Source organism: Halomonas sp. BDJS001 (assembly GCF_026104355.1).
GTDB lineage: Bacteria > Pseudomonadota > Gammaproteobacteria > Pseudomonadales > Halomonadaceae > Vreelandella.
The window spans coordinates 857,136-875,249 of sequence record NZ_CP110535.1; the positions used below are offsets into that span (position 1 = coordinate 857,136).

Genomic DNA, 18,114 nt, shown 5'->3' on the forward strand with positions numbered 1-18,114 from the left:
ATAAAGACATGTTGGCAGAAAATTTGGAAAACTGGGCTCAGCAAGAGCGCCAAGTAGGCATTCAGGAAGGCGAAAAGCTGGGCATCGAGAAGGGCGAAAAGCTGGGTATTGAGAAAACAGCTCGTAATCTGCTCAAGCTGGGGGTGCTGAGTGATGAGCAGATTTCTGAAGCGACAGGCCTGGCGCTAGATGAAGTGGCTAAGCTGCGTGTTGAAGGTAAGCGCTGATCTGGCTTTTATTACGTATCTGGTTTTCGTGCATAGCGCATCGAAAGAAAGGGCTGTCCAATTGGCTGCCCTTTCTGAAGCATCGCATTTCGCTATCTAAACCGTTTATTAAGGCATCCGTCGAAAAAACGTCTGCGAATACACCGGCTCTAGTTTCTACGGCATCTTGGGTTAGGCTCCACCGTAGTGCCTCCAATTTGCTTTTGTGTTCTGCCGAGGTGTGGAACACATCATGACTAGCCCTTGAGCCGAATAGGCACCGTGATAGGCTCATTTTCTGCTCTGCAGGCATGAAGCACGCTTGTCGATAAATTCTTCATATCGGCTGCCAGCGTGACGGCCTTGCGCTCCTTCAATCCATCAAACGCCTCGCGGATAGCCCTGGCTCAAATGTGACATCAACGTATTCTGGCACGTCTGCGTACTTCACGTGGATTAAGGGAAAGCGCTGGGGATCACCTTCAAGCCTTAATTGCATAACCCAAGACAAAGGATCCGTTATGCCATACAAAAAGCTCTTTTCGGTCAGTGACAGCGGTGAATCGTATAGTCGGGAGGTAGAGAACGCATTGATGTCTTTATAACCCGCACTGCGATCAATCATGAGTTGATCCTGTTGATTTTCAAGCACCAAGCGCCATTGGTTGGGCTCACTTTCGAGCGGAATTGTTTTTGCTGTTGCCTCGCCCCTGGTTATTTCTTGGGGCGTATCGGCTAGTTCGATAAAAAGCTGCTCTTCCACCGTATAAGTACGGTAAGCAAGCGTTGCCGATACGCCGTGGATAGCACTCCAGTCGACTTCATTCCACCCCAATGGCTTCAGTCTTATCTCGATGGTCACGCCGTCGGTATTTCTTACTCCTTGGAGGACATCGGTGGTCAACAGAGGGAACTCGATTTTCTCTCCTTGAGCATCCGTCAGCGTTAGCTCGCTTAAGCTTGCGTAGCCTGGCGTTTGATGATCTTCGATATTAAAAGGCACCCTGAGTATCAGCACATTGTCTCCTTCATCGATTCTATAGATCGCTTGGTCGCGATCAGGAAAGAGTGTTTCGATATCATCAGTCGGCTGGGTATTATTTAGGGGCGCTTTAGTCTCGACCTCAGGCAGCGTGTACTCGAACTCATAAGTTGTGGGATCGTCCTTGAGACTAGTAGGCAGTCCGGAAGAACTGAAGCGCAAAAGGTCGAGGAAGTTCTCGCCGGTAGCGGTATCGTCGGGTAGGGCCGTTACATATAGGAGTAAATGTCTTGGCACCGTCCGCTCGCCATGATGAACGGCTTGCTCAATAAAAAGCGCCAGCGACTCGAGCCAGCCGGTATCGCGGTTAATGCGTATGCGGCCATGTGATTCGACAAGGTTTGCCGTTACTTCATTTTCATCGGCTCCAATGGGTAAAACCACCGGTTGCGTATGCTCCGACGCGCTGATATTGGCAGTGATCCATTCGTCAGTTATCTCAGTTACCGTCAGTGTCATTTCAGGAAGCGACGGCAAACCATTTAAAGCGGCCGTTGCACCCACCTCCAACGGTAGTGAAGTTATTAGGCCAGGAATGCTGAGTGCCTGTCCCACTTGCTCAGAAGTGAATGCGTCTTGCCGCGAATTTATTGTCTTCCAGAACGCGCTGTTTTCTGTATTGGGTGTGGCGTTACCATCGCTGGTTACTTCAAGACCAAAATCAGTTTCCATTGTGCTTGCGCTGGTAAGCTCGCGCTCTTTAGATCGGTTACTTTCATACAGCACGTCACTGACACCCGAGGTGATTCGTAGAAAACGTGGCTCGATGTTTAGGGTAAGCGCATGGTTGTTTCGTGTCCTGAGGCCGTAGCGAGCGATATTTTCGATAGCTAGCTTATCGGTGATAGTATCCGAGGCCCCTGTGCCAGAGCGCATACCAATATAGTACTGACGCTGTGAACCATTTTCCGGCTCTAAACTGGTCGCATAACTTGGTTTGCCCGCCACTAGTAGTATCACTGTGAAAGCCGCTGAAAATAACCTCGCCGTATATCTTATATGTTCTTTGTTCATAAAATTTCTTAAATTAATGTTGGGGTTTAAGGGATTACGTTATTAGAGTGACGTAATATATTAGATAAATTATAATTTAGCATCTCGTGTTGACGGTGAAGAGTAGCTCATCAATCCGAAAAAGCTGAAAAACGAAAACACCACCGAACATGCTGAACAACGTCATGAGCTGGAAATGATGCTAGGGCAGGTGGGGGACTGGGGGAAATACGTGTTGGTTGGTGGAGCCGCGAATGGTCGGCTCGTCTGGAAAATACGAATGGCAAACACACAGGTAGAGTATTACCCCGTAGTTAAGAGCTCGGCCTATTGGCTGTAGAGTTTAAACATTTTTAAATGCGCTCACTCATAGTGTGCTATATCGCTTTTTGATAAACCTTATGTCCACTCAACTTTTTTCTCGAAGCTAATGCCATGCAAATTGACCTGTACCAAGTAGATGCTTTTGCCACTCAGCCCTTTGAAGGTAATCCCGCGGCCGTTTGTCCCCTGAAAGTATGGCTGGATGATGCGCTGCTGCAAGCCATTGCGTCGTAGAATAACCTTTCCGAGACCGCGTTTTTTGTACCTACGGAGGCAGGCTACCATCTGCGCTGGTTTACCCCTTCGGTAGAAGTGGATCTGTGCGGTCACGCCACCTTAGCTGCTGCGTGGGTAATTTTTAATGCCCTAGGTGATAGCTCAGAAACTCTGCAATTTCAGACCCGCAGTGGGCAGTTATTGGTAAAGCGTGAGGGTGACGAGCTGGCGATGGATTTTCCCGCGAAAACGCTAGAACCCTTGGCAATGCACGCTGAGGTAGCGGCGGCGTTCGGCGGTATCGACATTGAGGAACTGCTGATCTCTGACGATATCGTGGTGGTGGTTAATGATGCGCGATTGATTGAGTCGTTAGCGCCGGATATGCAGCATCTTAAACAGCTACCGGGGCGGGGGATGGCGGTCACCGCTAAAGGCCATGATGTGGACTTTGTTTCCCGTTGGTTTGGCCCCAAGGTAGGCGTTGAAGAAGATCCAGTGACAGGCTCGGCCCATACGTCGCTTGCACCTTACTGGTCTAAGCGGTTAGGCAAGCAAACGCTAACCGCACGCCAGGGAGGCGCCCGAAAAGGCGCGCTCAACTGCGTCGTGGAAGGCGAGCGCGTGATTATCAAAGGCCGCGTGGCCCCTTATCTGAAAGGGGTTATCACCTTGCCGAAGAGTAAGTGAAAAAAGCTAGGTATGTTGAGGCAGTTATTCCTTTTGGCGACTAGCCGCCCGAACAAAAGCGCTGGGAGACTGACCGAGTACCTTGCGAAACATGCTAGAGAAAGCGGCCGGGCTATCGTAGCCGAGTTCCAGCGCGGTTTGGGTAACGGAACTGCCCGAGAGTAGCCTGGGAATAGCCGCCATCAGGCAAGCCTGTTGGCGCCATACGCCAAAGGAGAGTCCGGTCTGCTGACGGAACTGGCGATTGAAGGTGCGCTGACTGCAATGCAACTGCCGCGCCCACTCCTCCGGAAGAGTGTGAATGTTTGGTTGGCCGAGAAACTCTCTGCACAGGCTAGCGAGTGGGAGGCCATGGGGCAGGGGTGCAAATAGCGGCAGGGCCTGAGCATGTTCCAGTTCGTATAGGAGTATTTGAGCCAGGGCACCGTCGCGGCCGTTTTCGTCATAGAGCGCGGGGATGTGGGCGGAAGCCAGCAGCAGGTGATGCAGGAGAGGCGTCACGACCAGCACCTCGCAGTTGGGCGAAGCGCGTGGCGCGACGTGGGGCTCGATATACAGGCTTCGGGTGCTCACCCCGTTCATACGCACTTGGTGGCGCTTGCCCGCAGGTAGCCATACGCCGCTATAGGGCGGCACCATCCAGGTGCCGTCATCCGTGTTGACTTCCATCACGCCGGTCATGCCATAGAGAAACTGGGCACGGCGATGGGTATGAAAGTCGAGGAGGGTGCCGGGGCGGTAGTCAGTGCCGATGGCCACCACGGGCCGTGCCACATGATCCACATCTGAAAGAGGCGTATTGAGCATTAGCGTTAACCTGGCTGAAACGCGTTGATGGTTGTCCAAACGACGAATGTCGGCCAATCATCGCCAGCATATAGTGCCTGCTGTTTGGTTTCATCAGGAGAGTGCCGGTGTATAGCGTATTGCTGCTTTGTGGCGGGTTGGCGGGAGTGACCACCGTATTGTTCGGTTTCGGTGGCGGGTTCGTGGTGGTTCCCTTGCTGTATACCCTGCTGATTTCCGTCCATGGGTCGGATAGTGGTATCGGGCAGACGGCCATGCATATCGCGGTGGCCACCTCGACGGCGTTGATGGCATTTGCTGCTTCCCTGTCCACATGGCGCCACCATCTACGGCAAACCGTGCAGTGGCACTTGGTGCGTCCGCTGGTGGGCTATATCGCCGTGGGCGCTGTGCTGGGCGCGGCGACTGCCGTGTCGTTAAGTGGTGAGTGGGTGCGCTGGGCGTTTATCGGCTATCTGAGCATTACGATTACGGATGCCGTGCTGCGACCCGGTTTTCTGCATCAGGCGGGGAGTGATGTGCGTCCTATGGGGCGTGGGGTAACGGCGATGACGGGGACATTGATTGGTGCGGTGGCCGCCTTGCTGGGCGTTGGCGGCAGTGTGATGACCGTACCGCTCATGCGCCGTAGAGGCGCGAGTATGACGGCAGCCACTGCCATGGCCAATCCGTTGTCGTTGCCCATGGCGGTGAGTGGCACCGCGACGTATGTGTTGTGGTCGGCAAATCACCCAGCGTTGGGGGACTGGTATGCCGGTTATGTGGATCTGCGCGCCTTGCTGGTACTCGCAGTGGGCTCATGGCTCGGAATCCGCCTGGCATCGACCTGGATCGGGCGCATCCCTGACCGTCTTCATGCCAGGGTGTACTTGCTATTGCTGACCATGGTGCTTGTGGTGATGGTTTTTGTTCATTGAGTGTTGCTTGCTTGGGAGATGCCTGTTTTGTAGAGCGGCTCTTTATGGGGTGCAGGGTTTAAAGACGTAAAGTTGATTCATTCAGCAATCACGCGCTATGTGATCACGTACTATATCATCACGTACTATGTCATCACGCCCTATGTGATTGAGAAGGCCAGCGCAACTCGAAACAAGAGCCACCCTCATCAGAGGGGTAGCATTTAGCCTCGCCACCATGGGCTCTTGCAATCGCCGCCACCACCGCCAATCCGAGCCCACTTCCTTGCTTGTCTCCTGGCATATTACTGCCAGCATCCCGCGCATGCCGGAATGCCGTGAAAATCTGCGAAGCATATTCCTGAGGAATGCCTGGGCCAGCATCTCTAACACGTAAAACACACCAGCCGTCGTTCTGGCGCGTTTGGATGATGAGTGACCCTGGTGATGCATGCTGGCGAGCGTTTTCCAGCAACGCAAGCAATGCCTGGCGAATACGGACAGGATCGCAATACGCGGCGCCAGATTGCAGATCAAGGGTTGGATAATGATTTGATGCATTTAGGGCATGTCTACAAAATTCAACGCCTGATTCAATTTCAGCAGAAAGATCACATTGCTTGATCTCAAGGTTCAGATGGCCGCTTTCGGCCAAGCTTACGGCGCGAAGGTCTTCAATCAGTTGTGCCATGCCGTCGATTTGGGTAAGGAGGCTTTGAAACTGGGGTTTTTCGGGGGGGAATACGCCTTCTGCCAAGCCTTGCAGGCGTCCGCGTAAAATAGTAACGGGCGTACGCAGCTCATGGGCAATCGCCGCATTCCAGAACGTCATTTCCTTGGACATACGCTGTAATTGGTCTGCCAGGGCATTGAAGTCGTTTGCCAAAACGGCAGCCTCGCCTAACGAGCGATCACCTGTCGTGGCGCGTGCGTCCAGGTCGCCTTGTGCGACGCGACGCATGCTTTCTGTTACGGAATTTAGGGGTACCAGAATGCGACGTGCCAAGTGAATGCCCACTATCACGGCGAACGCCAGCCCAACCAACGTAGTGCTAACGAGCCAAGCCCACTCGAGCCCCGACGGGAACATGTTTGGTTCGCTAATCGACCCCTGCCAAAAATGGAAGGTAATGAAATAGAACACATAAGAGGTCACCACGACTAGCAGTGTTATCCCAAACGCCATCGCTGCCATTGTTAACGCGATTGTCCGGCTCAATCCAATGAGTTTCATTCTGTTCCCCATAGCCGATACCCAACGCCGCGTATGCCAACGGGTATGCCTCTCACATCGACGTCTTCCAGTTTTTTACGCAGCTTGCTTATATGGCTGTCGACAGTGCGCTCAAGCGCCTCGCCCTCGGGTAGGCAGGCGGCCAACAACTCTGCACGGGTGCAAACTTTTTTGGGCGCGCGTGCAAGGTGCGTCAACAATCTGAATTCGGTGAGCGTTAACGCAAGGCTGCGTGAGCCTCCTTCCGACTGAACAAAGGCTTCGTGTTGTTCCAAGTCGATCTCAAAAGGCGGAACCCTGAGCACAAGAGGTTGATGGCTAGCATCAGCCATGGTGCGTCTTAACACCGCCTGAGTGCGTGCGACGACCTCGGCAGGGTTAAACGGCTTGACGACATAGTCGTCGGCACCAAAACGCAACCCCATCAGTTTATCAATATCCTGATCCATCGCGGTCAGCATGATGACGGGCGTCTTACCCCGATGGCGAACCTCTGACAGCACCTGCCAACCATCCATTTTAGGCATCTTTACATCAAGTAAGACGAGATCGGGTTTCATCGACAAATGCATATCTAATGCTTTGCGTCCATCTTCTGCGTAGATGGTGCGGAGGCCCGCACGTTTCAGGTAAGCCTGCAGAATATCAGCGATCTCAGGCTCGTCTTCGGCGATGAGAATCAGTGCTTGCTGACCAGAATAAGAACTTGGCGACTGATGAGTCTTGGACATGTAAGCGCCTAATGAAACATTAATAGTGTTCTCCATCATATCTACACATACCGTCGACGTTAATACCACGCTACAGGGATATAGTCCCCTTCAATTCTATGAGTAGGCAAATGTTTGCCTATATCTGAAGGGACGATGCATGACGATCCGACATATTTACCGCCATGGTGGCTTCTGCGCCTTGCTGCTAAGCGTGTTAACCGCCTGCGGGCCAGTTGAGCAAGAAGTAGCGCCGCCGCCTGCCCGAGTGTCTGTTGTTACCTTGGAACCCGTTAGATTGGAGCTGACCGAAGACTTGCCAGCCCGGGTCGTGCCTTTTCAAGTGGCGGAAATTCGTCCGCAGGTCAGCGGGATTGTCCAACGTCGACTTTTTGAACAGGGAACCGACGTGAGTGCGGGGCAGCCATTATTCGAAATCAACCCAGCGCCGTTTCGAGCGGAAGTGGAAACGGCAGAAGCCGCTTTGCTGAAGGCCGAAGCTGAGCTTGCGCATGCCCGTTCGCAGGCGGCTCGGTTGGAGTCGCTGGTCAGAGGGCAGTCGGTGAGCCGCCAAGCGTATGACGATGCCGTCTCCAGCAGCCAGCAAGCTGCCGCTGAGGTAGCCCAAGCGCGTGCCACGCTGTCACGCCGCCGCCTTGACTTGGAATTTTCCACGGTGGTGTCCCCCATTGCAGGCCGAATTGATCAGGCGTTGGTAACGGAGGGAGCGCTTGTCGGCAGCAGCGATAGCACGCCCATGGCCCGTGTTCAGCAGATCGATAAGGTCTATGTCGATGTTCGGCGCTCGGCTTCCTCGCTCGAATCGCTTCAAGATGCGATGGCGGCACAACCTTCGCTAGACAGTGGCTTACCGGTCACCATCCTCGGCAGCAACGGTACACCCTACGATGTCACCGGACGCATTCTTTTTTCGGGCATCAATGTGGATGCCAGCACGGGTGATCTTTTACTGCGTGTACTCGTGGACAATCCCCATCGGCGCCTGCTGCCCGGTATGTTTGTGCGCGCCCGCGTGCCCTATGCACACTATGACAATGCCTTGACGGTGCCGCAACAGTCCGTGGTGCGCATCGGCGGGAAGCCCTACGTTTGGTTGATTGGTGACAGCGACAAGGCGGTGATGGTCTCAGTGGAGCTTGGTGAATTGGCGAACGGCAGTTATCGGGTGCAAGCGGGGGTGACAGAGGGGCAGAGGGTCGTCGTCGAGGGTATAGAGCGACTGGCGGATGGTGTCGACGTCAGCGCGACTGATTGGCATAGGTCATCGCCTCTTGAGGCTTCAGTGGCATCTTCTTATTAAGCTTCAGGAGTCTCCGCAATGCCCCAGTTCTTCATCCAGCGCCCGGTCTTCGCGTGGGTGGTCGCGCTGTTTATCATCCTGCTAGGCGTGATCGCCATTCCGCAGTTGCCGGTCTCTCACTACCCCTCGGTCGCGCCCCCTTCGGTGACCATCACGGCGACTTACCCCGGCGCCACACCGCAGACTATGAATGACGCCGTGCTCAGTCTCATCGAACGAGAACTGTCCAGCGTCAAGAACCTGCTGTACTTCGAGTCGTCGGCGGACTCTTCGGGGTCGGCGTCTGTCACCGCCACCTTCAAACCAGGGACAAATCCGGAACTGGCCCAAGTGGATGTGCAGAATAGACTCAAGGCAGTCGAGCCTCGGTTACCCCAGGCGGTTCGGCAGGATGGGCTGAGCGTAGAGTCAGCGTCATCCAGCTTTCTGATGATCGTGGGTCTGAACTCCGAGGATGGGCGCTTTGATGAGATCGCCCTGAACGACTATATGGCGCGCAATATCGTTGAGGAGCTGCGCCGCATTGACGGTGTTGGTCGTGTGCAGTTGTTCGGTGCTGAGCAGGCAATGCGAATCTGGATAGAGCCGGAGAAGCTGATTGCTTTCGACTTGTCGGTGAATGATCTCTCGACCGCGATCATGGAGCAGAACGCACCGATTGTGCCGGGTAGCATCGGCGCGTCTCCGGCTTTACCCGGCCAAAAGGTGTCCTCACTGTTGACCGCACAGGGGCAATTGAGCACGCCGGAAGAGTTCGCCGCTATCGTACTTCGCGCTAATGTCGACGGCTCCAAAGTGGTGTTGGGCGATGTGGCGCGAGTTGAGTTGGGCGCCCAATCCTACGGCTTCTCCAATCGTGAGAATGGCCAGCCAGCGACGGCGGCAGCCATACAGCTGGCACCCGGCGCCAATGCTGTCCGCACGTCGGAAAGTGTGCAGGCGCGTTTGGCTGAGTTAAACCAGGCGCTACCCGCGGGTATGAGCTCATCGATCCCCTTTAATACGGCTCCGTTCGTTAAGGTGTCTATCGAGAAGGTTATCCATACCCTTATCGAGGCGATGGTACTGGTCTTCCTAGTGATGTTGCTGTTTCTACAGCACCTCCGTTACACGCTGATTCACGCACTGGTCGCGCCGATTGCGTTGTTGGGAACCTTCACGGTGATGCTGCTGGCAGGTTTCTCAATCAACGTGTTGACGATGTTTGGCATGGTGTTGGCGATTGGCATCATCGTCGATGACGCTATCGTGGTGGTCGAGAACGTTGAGCGCATCATGGCCAAAGAGGGATTGTCGCCAAAGGACGCCACCATCAAGGCGATGAAGGAAATTACTGGCGCGGTGGTGGGCATCACCCTGGTGTTGACGGTGGTGTTTATCCCGATGGCCTTCTCGAGTGGCTCGGTAGGCGTGATTTACAAGCAATTCGCGCTGGCGATGGTGGTCTCGATTCTGTTCTCGGCGTTTCTGGCGTTGACGCTGACACCGGCGCTATGCGCCACCCTTCTCAAGCCCATTAAACCGGGGCACCACGACAAAGGCGGTTTCTTCGGCTGGTTTAACCGGATGCTTAAACGTATGACCGCCCGTTACGAATCGCGTGTGGGGAGACTGGTCGCTCGCAGCGGTCGGGTCATGCTGGTGTTTGTGGTCATCGCAGGTGTGCTGGTGTTCGCCTTCCGCCAGTTGCCTTCGGCTTTTCTGCCGGAAGAGGATCAAGGCTATTTTATGACCAGTATCCAGTTACCCGCCAATGCGACCACCGAGCGTACCTTGGATGTGGTCAAAGCGTATGAGGCGTACGTCATGGCGCGCCCTGCCGTAGACGGCAATATGTCTATTTTGGGCTTCGGGTTCTCAGGATCCGGCGCGAATACAGCGCTGACGTTCACCACGCTAAAGGAGTGGGGGAAGCGCGACGGCGCCACGGCGGCAAGTGAAGCGGAAGGGGCTCAGGCAGCCATGAGTCAACTGAACGAAGGGACGGTGATGAGTATGTTGCCGCCGGCCATTGATGAGTTGGGCACCAAGTCCGGCTTTACGATGTTCTTGCAGGATCGACGCAACCAGGGGGCGGCCGCCCTTAAGGCTGCTGAGATGACGCTGCTTGAACTGGCGGCGCAGAGCAAGGTAGTCAGCGACGTCTATTCCGACGGCCTTCCGGAAGGGGCGAGCATTCGCCTTGATATTGATCGCCAGAAAGCCGAAGCGCTTGGCGTGTCGTTCGCCAACATTAGCGAAATCCTGTCTACCGCGATGGGGTCGTCCTACATCAACGATTTCCCGAATGAGGGGCGGATGCAGCAGGTCATCATGCAAGCGGATGCGTCGGCACGCATGCAGGTCGACGACGTGCTCAAGCTGCACGTGCGTAATAGCAGGGGGGGCATGGTGTCCCTGTCAGAGGTGGTTACTCCGGTGTGGGACGAAACACCGCTACAAATGGTGCGCTACCTGGGCTACCCCGCCACCAGCATTTCCGGCAGTGCGGCGAAGGGGGCTTCCACGGGTGACGCCATGGCTGAAATGGAGCGTCTGGCGCAGCAACTTCCGCCCGGGTTCGCCGTGGCCTGGACGGGGCAGTCCCTTCAGGAACGCCAGTCCGCTGCTCAGGCACCCATGCTGGTGGCACTGTCAATCCTGGCGGTATTTCTGGTGTTAGCCGCTCTTTATGAGAGCTGGACGATTCCGCTGTCGGTCATCCTGGTTGTGCCGTTGGGGTTGCTGGGGGCGGTGGCCGCCATGTTGCTGCGTGACCTGCCTAACGATGTTTTCTTCAAAGTCGGTATGGTCACCGTGATCGGGTTGTCGGCGAAAAACGCGATCCTGATCGTTGAGTTCGCAAAACAGTTGCGTGAGCAAGGTAAGGGGCTGATGGAGGCCGCGGTGGAAGCCGCCAGCCTGCGCCTGCGTCCGATCCTTATGACCTCACTCGCTTTCGGCTTGGGAGTGGTGCCGTTGATGGTTGCGTTTGGCGCCAGTGCCAAAACCCAGCATGCGATAGGCACGGGGGTGTTCGGCGGCATGGTTAGCGGAACGCTTCTGGTGATTCTCTTCGTCCCGGTGTTCTTCGTTTTCGTGATGGGCCTTCAGGAGCGCGTTAATGGCCGGCGAGCCCCATAACGAGAAGTTATAACCATTATTCAGGAGTTAAGTGGCTAATGCTTGCTGCTATCCCACAACGGTGGCTGGTTCTGTTTGCCGTCATGCTGGCGTTCTTGCCTGTTGTTATCGATATGACGATTCTGCACGTCGCGGTGCCGGTGCTGACGCCAGCGCTGGGTGCCACGGGTACTGAGGTGCTATGGATCATCGACATCTACCCGTTGTTGATGGCGGGCCTGCTGGTGCCGATGGGCACGCTGGCTGACCGAATCGGAACGCGCCGTGTGCTGCTGACCGGGCTCGTTGTATTCGGGGTGGCGTCACTACTGGCGGCATTCTCGACGACACCCGCCATGTTGATCGGTGCTCGAGTGCTGCTAGCTATTGGCGGATCGATGATTATGCCTTGTGTGCTAGGTGTCATCCGCAAAACCTTCGAAGACGAGCGCGAGCGTGCGATGGCGCTTGGCTTATGGGGAACGGTGGGGGCCGCAGGTGCGGCTGTGGGCCCATTGGTTGGTGGGGCTTTGCTGGAACATTACTGGTGGGGCTCGGTATTTCTCATTAATGTACCGATCATGCTAGTGGTGGTGGCGGTCGTCTATGGTCTGCTGCCGCGCCGCGAGGCAACGACACCCGGCAAGTGGTCTTTCGGCCAGGCGTTGATTTTGCTTGTTGGCATTATCTCGGTGGTCTACGGCATCAAGTCTGCGGTGGGAGCGGGGCAGCCACTATGGCGTGCAGGGTTGGTGCTCTTCTGTGGGTTAGCGATGCTGGCCTGGTTTACACGTATCCAGTTGCGTTCGGCGGTGCCGATGCTGGACTTATCGCTATTTCGTCATCCGGCCATCGTCGCTGGCATGGTGATGGCGCTAGTGGCTGCCGGCGCACTGGCAGGTGTCGAGCTGACGCTGGCGCAAGAGCTGCAATATGTGCTGGGCAAGACACCGCTGCAGGCCGGTCTGTTCATGGTGCCGATCATGGCGGCCGCTGCAGTCGGTGGGCCCGTTGCAGGTTACCTGTCCAACCGGTTTGGCTTACGGCTGGTGGCCAGTATGTCGATGGCGTTAGCGGCAGCAGCGTTGGGCTACTTGGCGCAGGCTGACTTCCACACGCCTGACTGGACAGTGCCAACAGCTTTGGCCGTACTGGGGCTAACCCTGAGCATCGGCCTGACCGCTTCCTCAATTGCTATTATGGGGGCCGTGGACGCCAGTAAAGGAGGGGCTGCAGGTTCTTTGGAAGCCACTGGCTATGAATTGGGTAGTGGGCTAGGCATCACCCTGTTCGGGGTTTTCATGGCCAGCGTGTACACCAATACCATCGTGCTGCCGTCACACTTGGAGCCAGCACTCGGTGCACAGGCTGCGCGCTCGATCAGCGACAGCATCGTTGTGGCACAAGGGCTGGCCGCAAATCAGGCGGATGCACTCATCATGGCCGCGAAGGCAGCGTTCTCCACCACGCACTCGATCCTGCTAACAGCTGCTGCGGTTCTCATCGCCTTGCTGTCGGTGGTGGTTTTTCTGATGCTGGGTAGCCACCCAGACAAGGTGGGTGCGCACGAGTGATGTTGGTTGGGCACTGGTGTACATCCATGCGGTACTAGCTCCGGCGTTAGCTGCCAAAGTGAATGTTGTGGGGTGCTGTTGCAGCCTTATCTATCTGCCCCCTCCATCGAACAGTTGATCAACAGTCGCTTTACCCCCACAGCCCTGCCAGAGACCCGCCTACCGGAGAATCCTCGGGTAAGGCCACGGCAGCCACTCGTTCTTGTGCCGCCGCAAGCAATGCGGGATCACCGCGCTCTATTTCCGGCTTTTGGCCGGGTGGTAGGCGCCTACCATGCAGAAATCGTCGTCCGCCTCCAGGCTGGCATGCCCAACCCCGGCGGGTAGCACCAGCACATCGCCTGGGTAAAGCAACAGCTCCTGGCCGTTAGGGCCACCCAGCCGTGCCCGTGCCCGTCCGCGGAAGATGCCCAGTACTTCATGGGCGGTGGAGTGAAAGTGGTCAAAGTCATACAGGTGGTAGCGCCACGCAGGCGGCCAACCGTGGCGCTTGAACATGCTTTCAAAGGCATCGGCCCGCTCCTCTGCATTGCTGATATCGAGAACCTGGCGATAAATCAGCACTGGTAGAGGGGAGTTGGGGTAGCCGGTCGCTGCATCGCTGTCGAGATGAAGCCGCTCTGGCTGGTGGGTAGACATCCTTGCCTCCTCATTTCTCGTTGGGGGTGTGCTTTCAGCATGGTTTTAAAGCTTGGTTTTAAGCATGTTTTTAAGAATAGTTTTTAATGCATGGCCGAGCAAACCGATAACAAACTGGCTAGGGTTTAGCCGATTACCGCCCCGCGGCCCATCCCTTCATTTCTATTCGATTGCCTTGATAACATCAGTCGGTATCATATCGTGGGTGTTGTCCATCATTACGCCCTTTTACCGCGAGCTTCTATGACCCAATCTAAAACGCCCTTCATTGTGGTGCTGAGCCTGGCAATGACCATGATGCTGGGCCCGTTTTCCATGGACACGTACCTGCCTGCCTTCCCGGTTATCGGTGAATCGCTGGGGATTTCTCAGCAGGCGGTATCGTTGAGTGTTTCGGTGTATGTATTTGCGTTGGCGTTGGGTCAGTTGATCGGCGGTGCGCTTTCAGACCGCTTCGGGCGCCAGCGGGTGTTGATGAGCGGGCTGGCGATTTTTGCGTTCTCAAGCATTGTCATCGGTATGGCGGACTCCTTGAACACCCTGCTCGGCGGGCGGGCAATTCAGGCTATTGGCGCTGGTTTGACTCTGGTGTCGGTACCGGCGTTAGTGCGCGACCGGGTGGCGGGCCGCGATGCTGCGAAACTGTTCTCCATGATGGGCTTTATCATGGTGCTGGCGCCTGGCATTGCGCCAAGCGTAGGCAGCGCGATTTTGTTGCTGGGTTCCTGGCACACTATCTTTTTCGCCTTGGCGGTGTACGCGGTGCTGCTGGTGCCGTTGCTGGTGCGGGTGCTGTTTACCGGCAAAGGCAAGGTGTCGCGCGCGAAGAGCCCTAAGATGAGCCTGCTGGCGCGTTACAAACTGGTACTGTCGACAAAACCGGCCCTGCCGTTCATCGTTTGGCAGGCTGCCTCGTTTTCTACCCTGATGATGTTCATCACCTATGCGTCATTTATCTATCAGGGGCATTTCAGCCAGTCGCCTTCAAGCTTTTCGATGCTGTTTGCCGCGAATATCGTCGCGATGCTTATCTTCAACATTCTCAATCGAGTCTTGCTTTCCAGGCTACCGTCACTACGTATCCTACAGTTGGCAACGGGCTGTCAGGCTGTCGGCATACTATTGCTGGTGATGGCTGCCTTTATGGATTGGTCGCTTTACGCCTTCCTCGCCGCCATGATGCTGACCATCGGCGCGGTGGGGGCGATCTCGCCGAATATTCAGGCCTGCTTTTTGGAGTTCTTTCCCACCAGCAGTGGTACGGCCGCAGCGCTGCTGGGTGCCGCCCAGTTCGGCATCGCTGGGATTCTGAGTGGATTGTCTGCACTGCTGCCGCATACGCTTGAAGCGATCATCCTGGCCATGGCCGCCTGTGGTTCGGTGGCGTATCTAATGCTTGCCCGCTCAATCATCAAGGGGCGCGCCGCTGTCGAGGCACCCTGAATCGGTTTACGCTCTCTTATCAAAAGCTCCGTGTTAACCAAAACGCGGGGCTTTTTTTATTTCTAGATCAAAGGCCGCTGGTATACGGGCGTTGCGGATATATGACTTGTCGCTCGGCTGTTGAATGGACTCATTGGTCTATTGAAATCATAAGGAAAAGCTAAAAAATAAATGATTATGATTGGTATTACCACTATTGACTAAGAGGTGATAGCTTTAGATACTCTCCCGGCCTTTCAAAAGAAAACCACAAGGCGAGCAGGGTAGGTTTATCCATTTCAAGGGATCTTCAACATGACTGATAGCAGTAGCACAGTACGGCGCAACGCAAGTCGGGTACGGTGGCAGCAGACCACTACCGCCATTCTGTGCGGCACCACGCTTGTGACTATCCCCATGCTCGGGAATGCACAGGAAACCGGCGAAGGCAGTGACGATAACGAGGGATATCGCCTTGCCCCCATTATCGTCAATGCCCAGGCCTACGCTGATGATGATGCCAATTCGATAGTGGCCCAGGAGCTGTGGGTGGGCGGCAAGGTCGCCACCAGTCTTCTCGACACCCCCGCCTCCGTGTCAGTCATTACTGAGAAAGAGATCGAGCAGCGCAACGCCTCCACCACCGAGGAAGTGCTGCAATATACCCCTGGGGTTCTCACCGATTATTACGGCACCGATGACCGTAACGACTATTTCAAGATCCGCGGGTTCGAGGCCACCACCTACCGTGATGGGCTGACGCTTGGCTCGATGCGCGGAGTACGTGAGGAGCCATACGCTTTCGAGCGTGTCGAGGTATTGCGGGGGGCCAACTCGACCCTGTTTGGCCCGGCGGATCCAGGTGGTTCGGTCAATTTCGTGAGCAAGCGGCCACGATTTGAGCGGTTTGGGGAGGGCTATCTCTCCTACGGCTCATTCGATGCAAAAGAGGCTGGCTTAGATGTGGGCGACACCCTGAACGCCGATGAGACAGTGGCCTACCGTTTCACCGGCACCATCCGGGACAGCGATCGGGAATATGATCACTCCAAAGACAACAACGGTTTCTTGATGGGAGGCTTAGCCTGGGAACCCACAGAGTACACGTCAGCGAGCGTTATCTTCGATTACCTGAAGCGCGACGACACCCCCAATAGCGGTGGTTATCCACTCGACCGGGAGTACGACCGCAGCGACTTCTTTGGCGAGCCTGGTTTCAACTATCACGACGTTGAGCGTACCAGCCTTACCGGTCAGCTCACCCATGATTTCAACAACGGGCTGACGTTGCGCGGCAATCTGCGCTACAGCGACCTGACCGACGACTTCGGCTACGTTTATATCACTGACTCTGCGGCGCGAGTAGGCAGCGTGGTGGATCGCGATTATTTTGGTACCGACAACGAAGCTCAGGAGCTGATCGGCAACGCTATCCTGCAATACGACGCCCGCTTTGATCAGGTCGATAGCAGCACGCTTGTGGGTGTCGAGTATCGCGATGCCTCAACCGAAGACAGTTCGTTTTACGGTGATGCGACCTCCATTGATATCGCAAATCCCGTCTTTAGCGGTGCGCCGAGTAGTCTCAACGTCTATAGCAGCAACAAGCAGGACTTCACCACCGAGTCGGTTTTCCTGACCCAGAATTTGTCCTTCTATGACCGATTCATTGTGACCGCGGGCGTGCGTAACGACTCAATGGATGTCTCCAGCACCAATATGGATGGCGTTCGCGATTCCGATGACTTCTCTGAGACCTCACTTCGCGGTGCGCTGACCTATCGCGTCACCGACGAAATTTCGACCTATATCAGCATGGTGGAGTCGGTCGCACCGCCCACTATTGGCGTCGATCCCGAACGGGGTGAGCAGTACGAAATTGGTGCTAAATACTCCCCCTTTGGTACCAATGCGCTGTTTTCGGCAGCCATCTATGACCTGACCCGGGATGATGTGACTATCTCGGTGGTACAGGATAATGGCGTTATCGAGCGGGAAACCGTGGGTGAATCCCGCGTACGGGGTCTTGATCTGGAAGCGAAGGCTGAGTTGACCGATAGCTTTAGCGTGGCCGGTGGTTACTCCTATATGGAGTCGGAAGTGGTACGCGACAGTAACGCAGCCAGAGAGGGTAACGAGTTCACTGCAGCACCTAAACATACGGCGTCGCTGTGGGGCTACTATACCTTACCTAGCCAGGAGTTGAGTGTTGGTCTCGGTGCCCGTTACATCGGCTCCTACTACTTTGATGCCGCCAATACGTCCAAGAGCAGTGCAGCAACGCTGTTTGACGCAGCCTTCAGCTACCAGCTCACCAAAGATGCTGACCTAGCCGTTAATGTCAGCAACTTGCTCGACGAGCAGCACGTGGTCGGCTCAAGCACGGCTGATTACTATAATCCGGGGCGTGAAATCAGTGCCAAAGTGAGCTATCGCTGGTAATGTAATTCCGCCTATATCCCAGAGGTAAAGTAACGGCAAAACGCCCCGACTTGATCATTAAAGGCGGGGCGTTTTGGTATTTAGGCTTCTGTTAGGCCATCAACGATAAAGACGCGGTAGTCGGCACCTTGGAAACGGTGCTTGCGGGCTTCCTGGTAGGCGGGGCTTTGGTACCAGGCGCGGGCGGCAGCCATATCGGGGAAGCGCAGAATCACCGCACCTTCCATGGCGCTACCTTCGAGTACTTCGAAATCGCCGTAGAAGGCGAGCGGTTGCAGGTCGTGACCTTCACGGGCGGCTTTTGCCTTCTCGCCGTAGCGCTCCATTTCCTGGGCGTCGTGAGTATGTTCACGGGTTAGGACGACGTAAGCGGGCATTAAATTCTCCTTATTTATCTATTAAGAAAGCTGTTGGAGCTGAACATAGGCAAGGAGTTCGGTGAAGCCCTTGCTGGTGTGTAGGCTTCACTGTCTAGTATCAACCAGTAGCCCAGTAT

Annotated in this window: 13 protein-coding genes and 1 pseudogene; 8 read left to right on the forward strand and 6 right to left on the reverse strand. The window is 55.5% G+C overall.

Annotated elements, in window-relative coordinates; genetic code table 11:
* Nucleotides 1-8: 8 nt before the first annotated feature.
* A complete protein-coding gene (locus OM794_RS04105; protein ID WP_226251358.1) occupies nucleotides 9-227 on the forward strand; it encodes a hypothetical protein in 219 nt (72 codons plus the stop codon).
* A gap of 352 nt (nucleotides 228-579) precedes the next feature.
* On the opposite strand, the gene OM794_RS04110 is transcribed toward OM794_RS04105, so the two are convergent.
* The gene (locus OM794_RS04110) at nucleotides 580-2,262 is read right to left on the reverse strand and encodes a hypothetical protein (protein ID WP_226251357.1); all 1,683 of its coding nucleotides are present in this window, start codon (nucleotides 2,260-2,262) and stop codon (nucleotides 580-582) included.
* 414 nt (nucleotides 2,263-2,676) lie between these two features.
* On the opposite strand from OM794_RS04110, the pseudogene OM794_RS04115 reads away from it, so the two are divergent.
* A pseudogene (locus tag OM794_RS04115) lies at nucleotides 2,677-3,471 on the forward strand (PhzF family phenazine biosynthesis protein).
* 24 nt (nucleotides 3,472-3,495) lie between these two features.
* Here the strand turns inward: OM794_RS04115 and OM794_RS04120 are convergent.
* Nucleotides 3,496-4,278, reverse strand: coding sequence for an AraC family transcriptional regulator (locus tag OM794_RS04120; protein ID WP_226251356.1), 783 nt, complete (start codon nucleotides 4,276-4,278; stop codon nucleotides 3,496-3,498).
* 107 nt (nucleotides 4,279-4,385) lie between these two features.
* Between OM794_RS04120 and OM794_RS04125 the strand changes: the two genes are divergently transcribed.
* Nucleotides 4,386-5,195: a sulfite exporter TauE/SafE family protein gene (locus OM794_RS04125; RefSeq protein ID WP_226251355.1), complete on the forward strand. Its 810-nt coding sequence runs from the start codon at nucleotides 4,386-4,388 to the stop codon at nucleotides 5,193-5,195.
* 133 nt (nucleotides 5,196-5,328) lie between these two features.
* Here OM794_RS04125 and OM794_RS04130 read toward each other — a convergent pair whose 3' ends face one another.
* Complete coding sequence (locus OM794_RS04130; RefSeq protein WP_226251354.1) at nucleotides 5,329-6,420, reverse strand: ATP-binding protein; 1,092 nt, start codon at nucleotides 6,418-6,420, stop codon at nucleotides 5,329-5,331.
* Nucleotides 6,405-7,139: a response regulator gene (locus OM794_RS04135; protein ID WP_226251353.1), complete on the reverse strand. Its 735-nt coding sequence runs from the start codon at nucleotides 7,137-7,139 to the stop codon at nucleotides 6,405-6,407. The genes OM794_RS04130 and OM794_RS04135 overlap by 16 nt, the downstream gene beginning before the upstream one ends.
* Before the next feature lie 139 nt (nucleotides 7,140-7,278).
* Between OM794_RS04135 and OM794_RS04140 the strand changes: the two genes are divergently transcribed.
* From OM794_RS04140 to OM794_RS04150, 3 genes are read left to right on the forward strand one after another with little or no spacing between them, the layout of a single operon-like run.
* The gene (locus OM794_RS04140; RefSeq protein ID WP_265154284.1) at nucleotides 7,279-8,439 is read left to right on the forward strand and encodes an efflux RND transporter periplasmic adaptor subunit; all 1,161 of its coding nucleotides are present in this window, start codon (nucleotides 7,279-7,281) and stop codon (nucleotides 8,437-8,439) included.
* A gap of 18 nt (nucleotides 8,440-8,457) precedes the next feature.
* Nucleotides 8,458-11,562 carry a multidrug efflux RND transporter permease subunit gene (locus tag OM794_RS04145; protein WP_265154285.1) on the forward strand — a complete coding sequence of 1,035 codons (3,105 nt, stop codon included), beginning with the start codon at nucleotides 8,458-8,460 and terminating at the stop codon, nucleotides 11,560-11,562.
* A gap of 38 nt (nucleotides 11,563-11,600) precedes the next feature.
* Nucleotides 11,601-13,115 (forward strand): MFS transporter, encoded by a 1,515-nt coding sequence (locus OM794_RS04150; RefSeq protein WP_226251351.1) that lies wholly within the window; start codon nucleotides 11,601-11,603, stop codon nucleotides 13,113-13,115.
* A gap of 237 nt (nucleotides 13,116-13,352) precedes the next feature.
* Here the strand turns inward: OM794_RS04150 and OM794_RS04155 are convergent, their stop codons facing one another.
* Nucleotides 13,353-13,754: a cupin domain-containing protein gene (locus tag OM794_RS04155; protein ID WP_265154286.1), complete on the reverse strand. Its 402-nt coding sequence runs from the start codon at nucleotides 13,752-13,754 to the stop codon at nucleotides 13,353-13,355.
* 243 nt (nucleotides 13,755-13,997) lie between these two features.
* Here OM794_RS04155 and OM794_RS04160 point away from each other — a divergent pair, with 243 nt between their 5' ends.
* Together OM794_RS04160 and OM794_RS04165 are read left to right on the forward strand one after the other, a co-directional pair.
* A complete protein-coding gene (locus OM794_RS04160) occupies nucleotides 13,998-15,197 on the forward strand; it encodes a Bcr/CflA family efflux MFS transporter (RefSeq protein WP_226251349.1) in 1,200 nt (399 codons plus the stop codon).
* Nucleotides 15,198-15,491: 294 nt separating this feature from the next.
* Nucleotides 15,492-17,618, forward strand: coding sequence for a TonB-dependent siderophore receptor (locus OM794_RS04165; protein WP_226251348.1), 2,127 nt, complete (start codon nucleotides 15,492-15,494; stop codon nucleotides 17,616-17,618).
* 80 nt (nucleotides 17,619-17,698) lie between these two features.
* Here OM794_RS04165 and OM794_RS04170 read toward each other — a convergent pair whose 3' ends face one another.
* Complete coding sequence (locus OM794_RS04170; protein WP_226251347.1) at nucleotides 17,699-17,995, reverse strand: DUF1330 domain-containing protein; 297 nt, start codon at nucleotides 17,993-17,995, stop codon at nucleotides 17,699-17,701.
* Nucleotides 17,996-18,114: the final 119 nt, after the last annotated feature.

Bases quoted from the DNA above. Each gene is read 5' to 3' on its own strand.
- OM794_RS04150 (WP_226251351.1), top strand. From the start codon at position 11,601: ATGCTTGCTGCTATCCCACAACGGTGGCTGGTTCTGTTTGCCGTCATG.
- OM794_RS04165 (WP_226251348.1), top strand. From the start codon at position 15,492: ATGACTGATAGCAGTAGCACAGTACGGCGCAACGCAAGTCGGGTACGG.
- OM794_RS04145 (WP_265154285.1), top strand. From the start codon at position 8,458: ATGCCCCAGTTCTTCATCCAGCGCCCGGTCTTCGCGTGGGTGGTCGCG.
- OM794_RS04155 (WP_265154286.1), bottom strand. From the start codon at position 13,754: ATGTCTACCCACCAGCCAGAGCGGCTTCATCTCGACAGCGATGCAGCG.
- OM794_RS04110 (WP_226251357.1), bottom strand. From the start codon at position 2,262: ATGAACAAAGAACATATAAGATATACGGCGAGGTTATTTTCAGCGGCT.
- OM794_RS04170 (WP_226251347.1), bottom strand. From the start codon at position 17,995: ATGCCCGCTTACGTCGTCCTAACCCGTGAACATACTCACGACGCCCAG.
- OM794_RS04130 (WP_226251354.1), bottom strand. From the start codon at position 6,420: ATGGGGAACAGAATGAAACTCATTGGATTGAGCCGGACAATCGCGTTA.
- OM794_RS04140 (WP_265154284.1), top strand. From the start codon at position 7,279: ATGACGATCCGACATATTTACCGCCATGGTGGCTTCTGCGCCTTGCTG.
- OM794_RS04160 (WP_226251349.1), top strand. From the start codon at position 13,998: ATGACCCAATCTAAAACGCCCTTCATTGTGGTGCTGAGCCTGGCAATG.
- OM794_RS04120 (WP_226251356.1), bottom strand. From the start codon at position 4,278: ATGCTCAATACGCCTCTTTCAGATGTGGATCATGTGGCACGGCCCGTG.
- OM794_RS04135 (WP_226251353.1), bottom strand. From the start codon at position 7,139: ATGTCCAAGACTCATCAGTCGCCAAGTTCTTATTCTGGTCAGCAAGCA.
- OM794_RS04105 (WP_226251358.1), top strand. From the start codon at position 9: ATGTTGGCAGAAAATTTGGAAAACTGGGCTCAGCAAGAGCGCCAAGTA.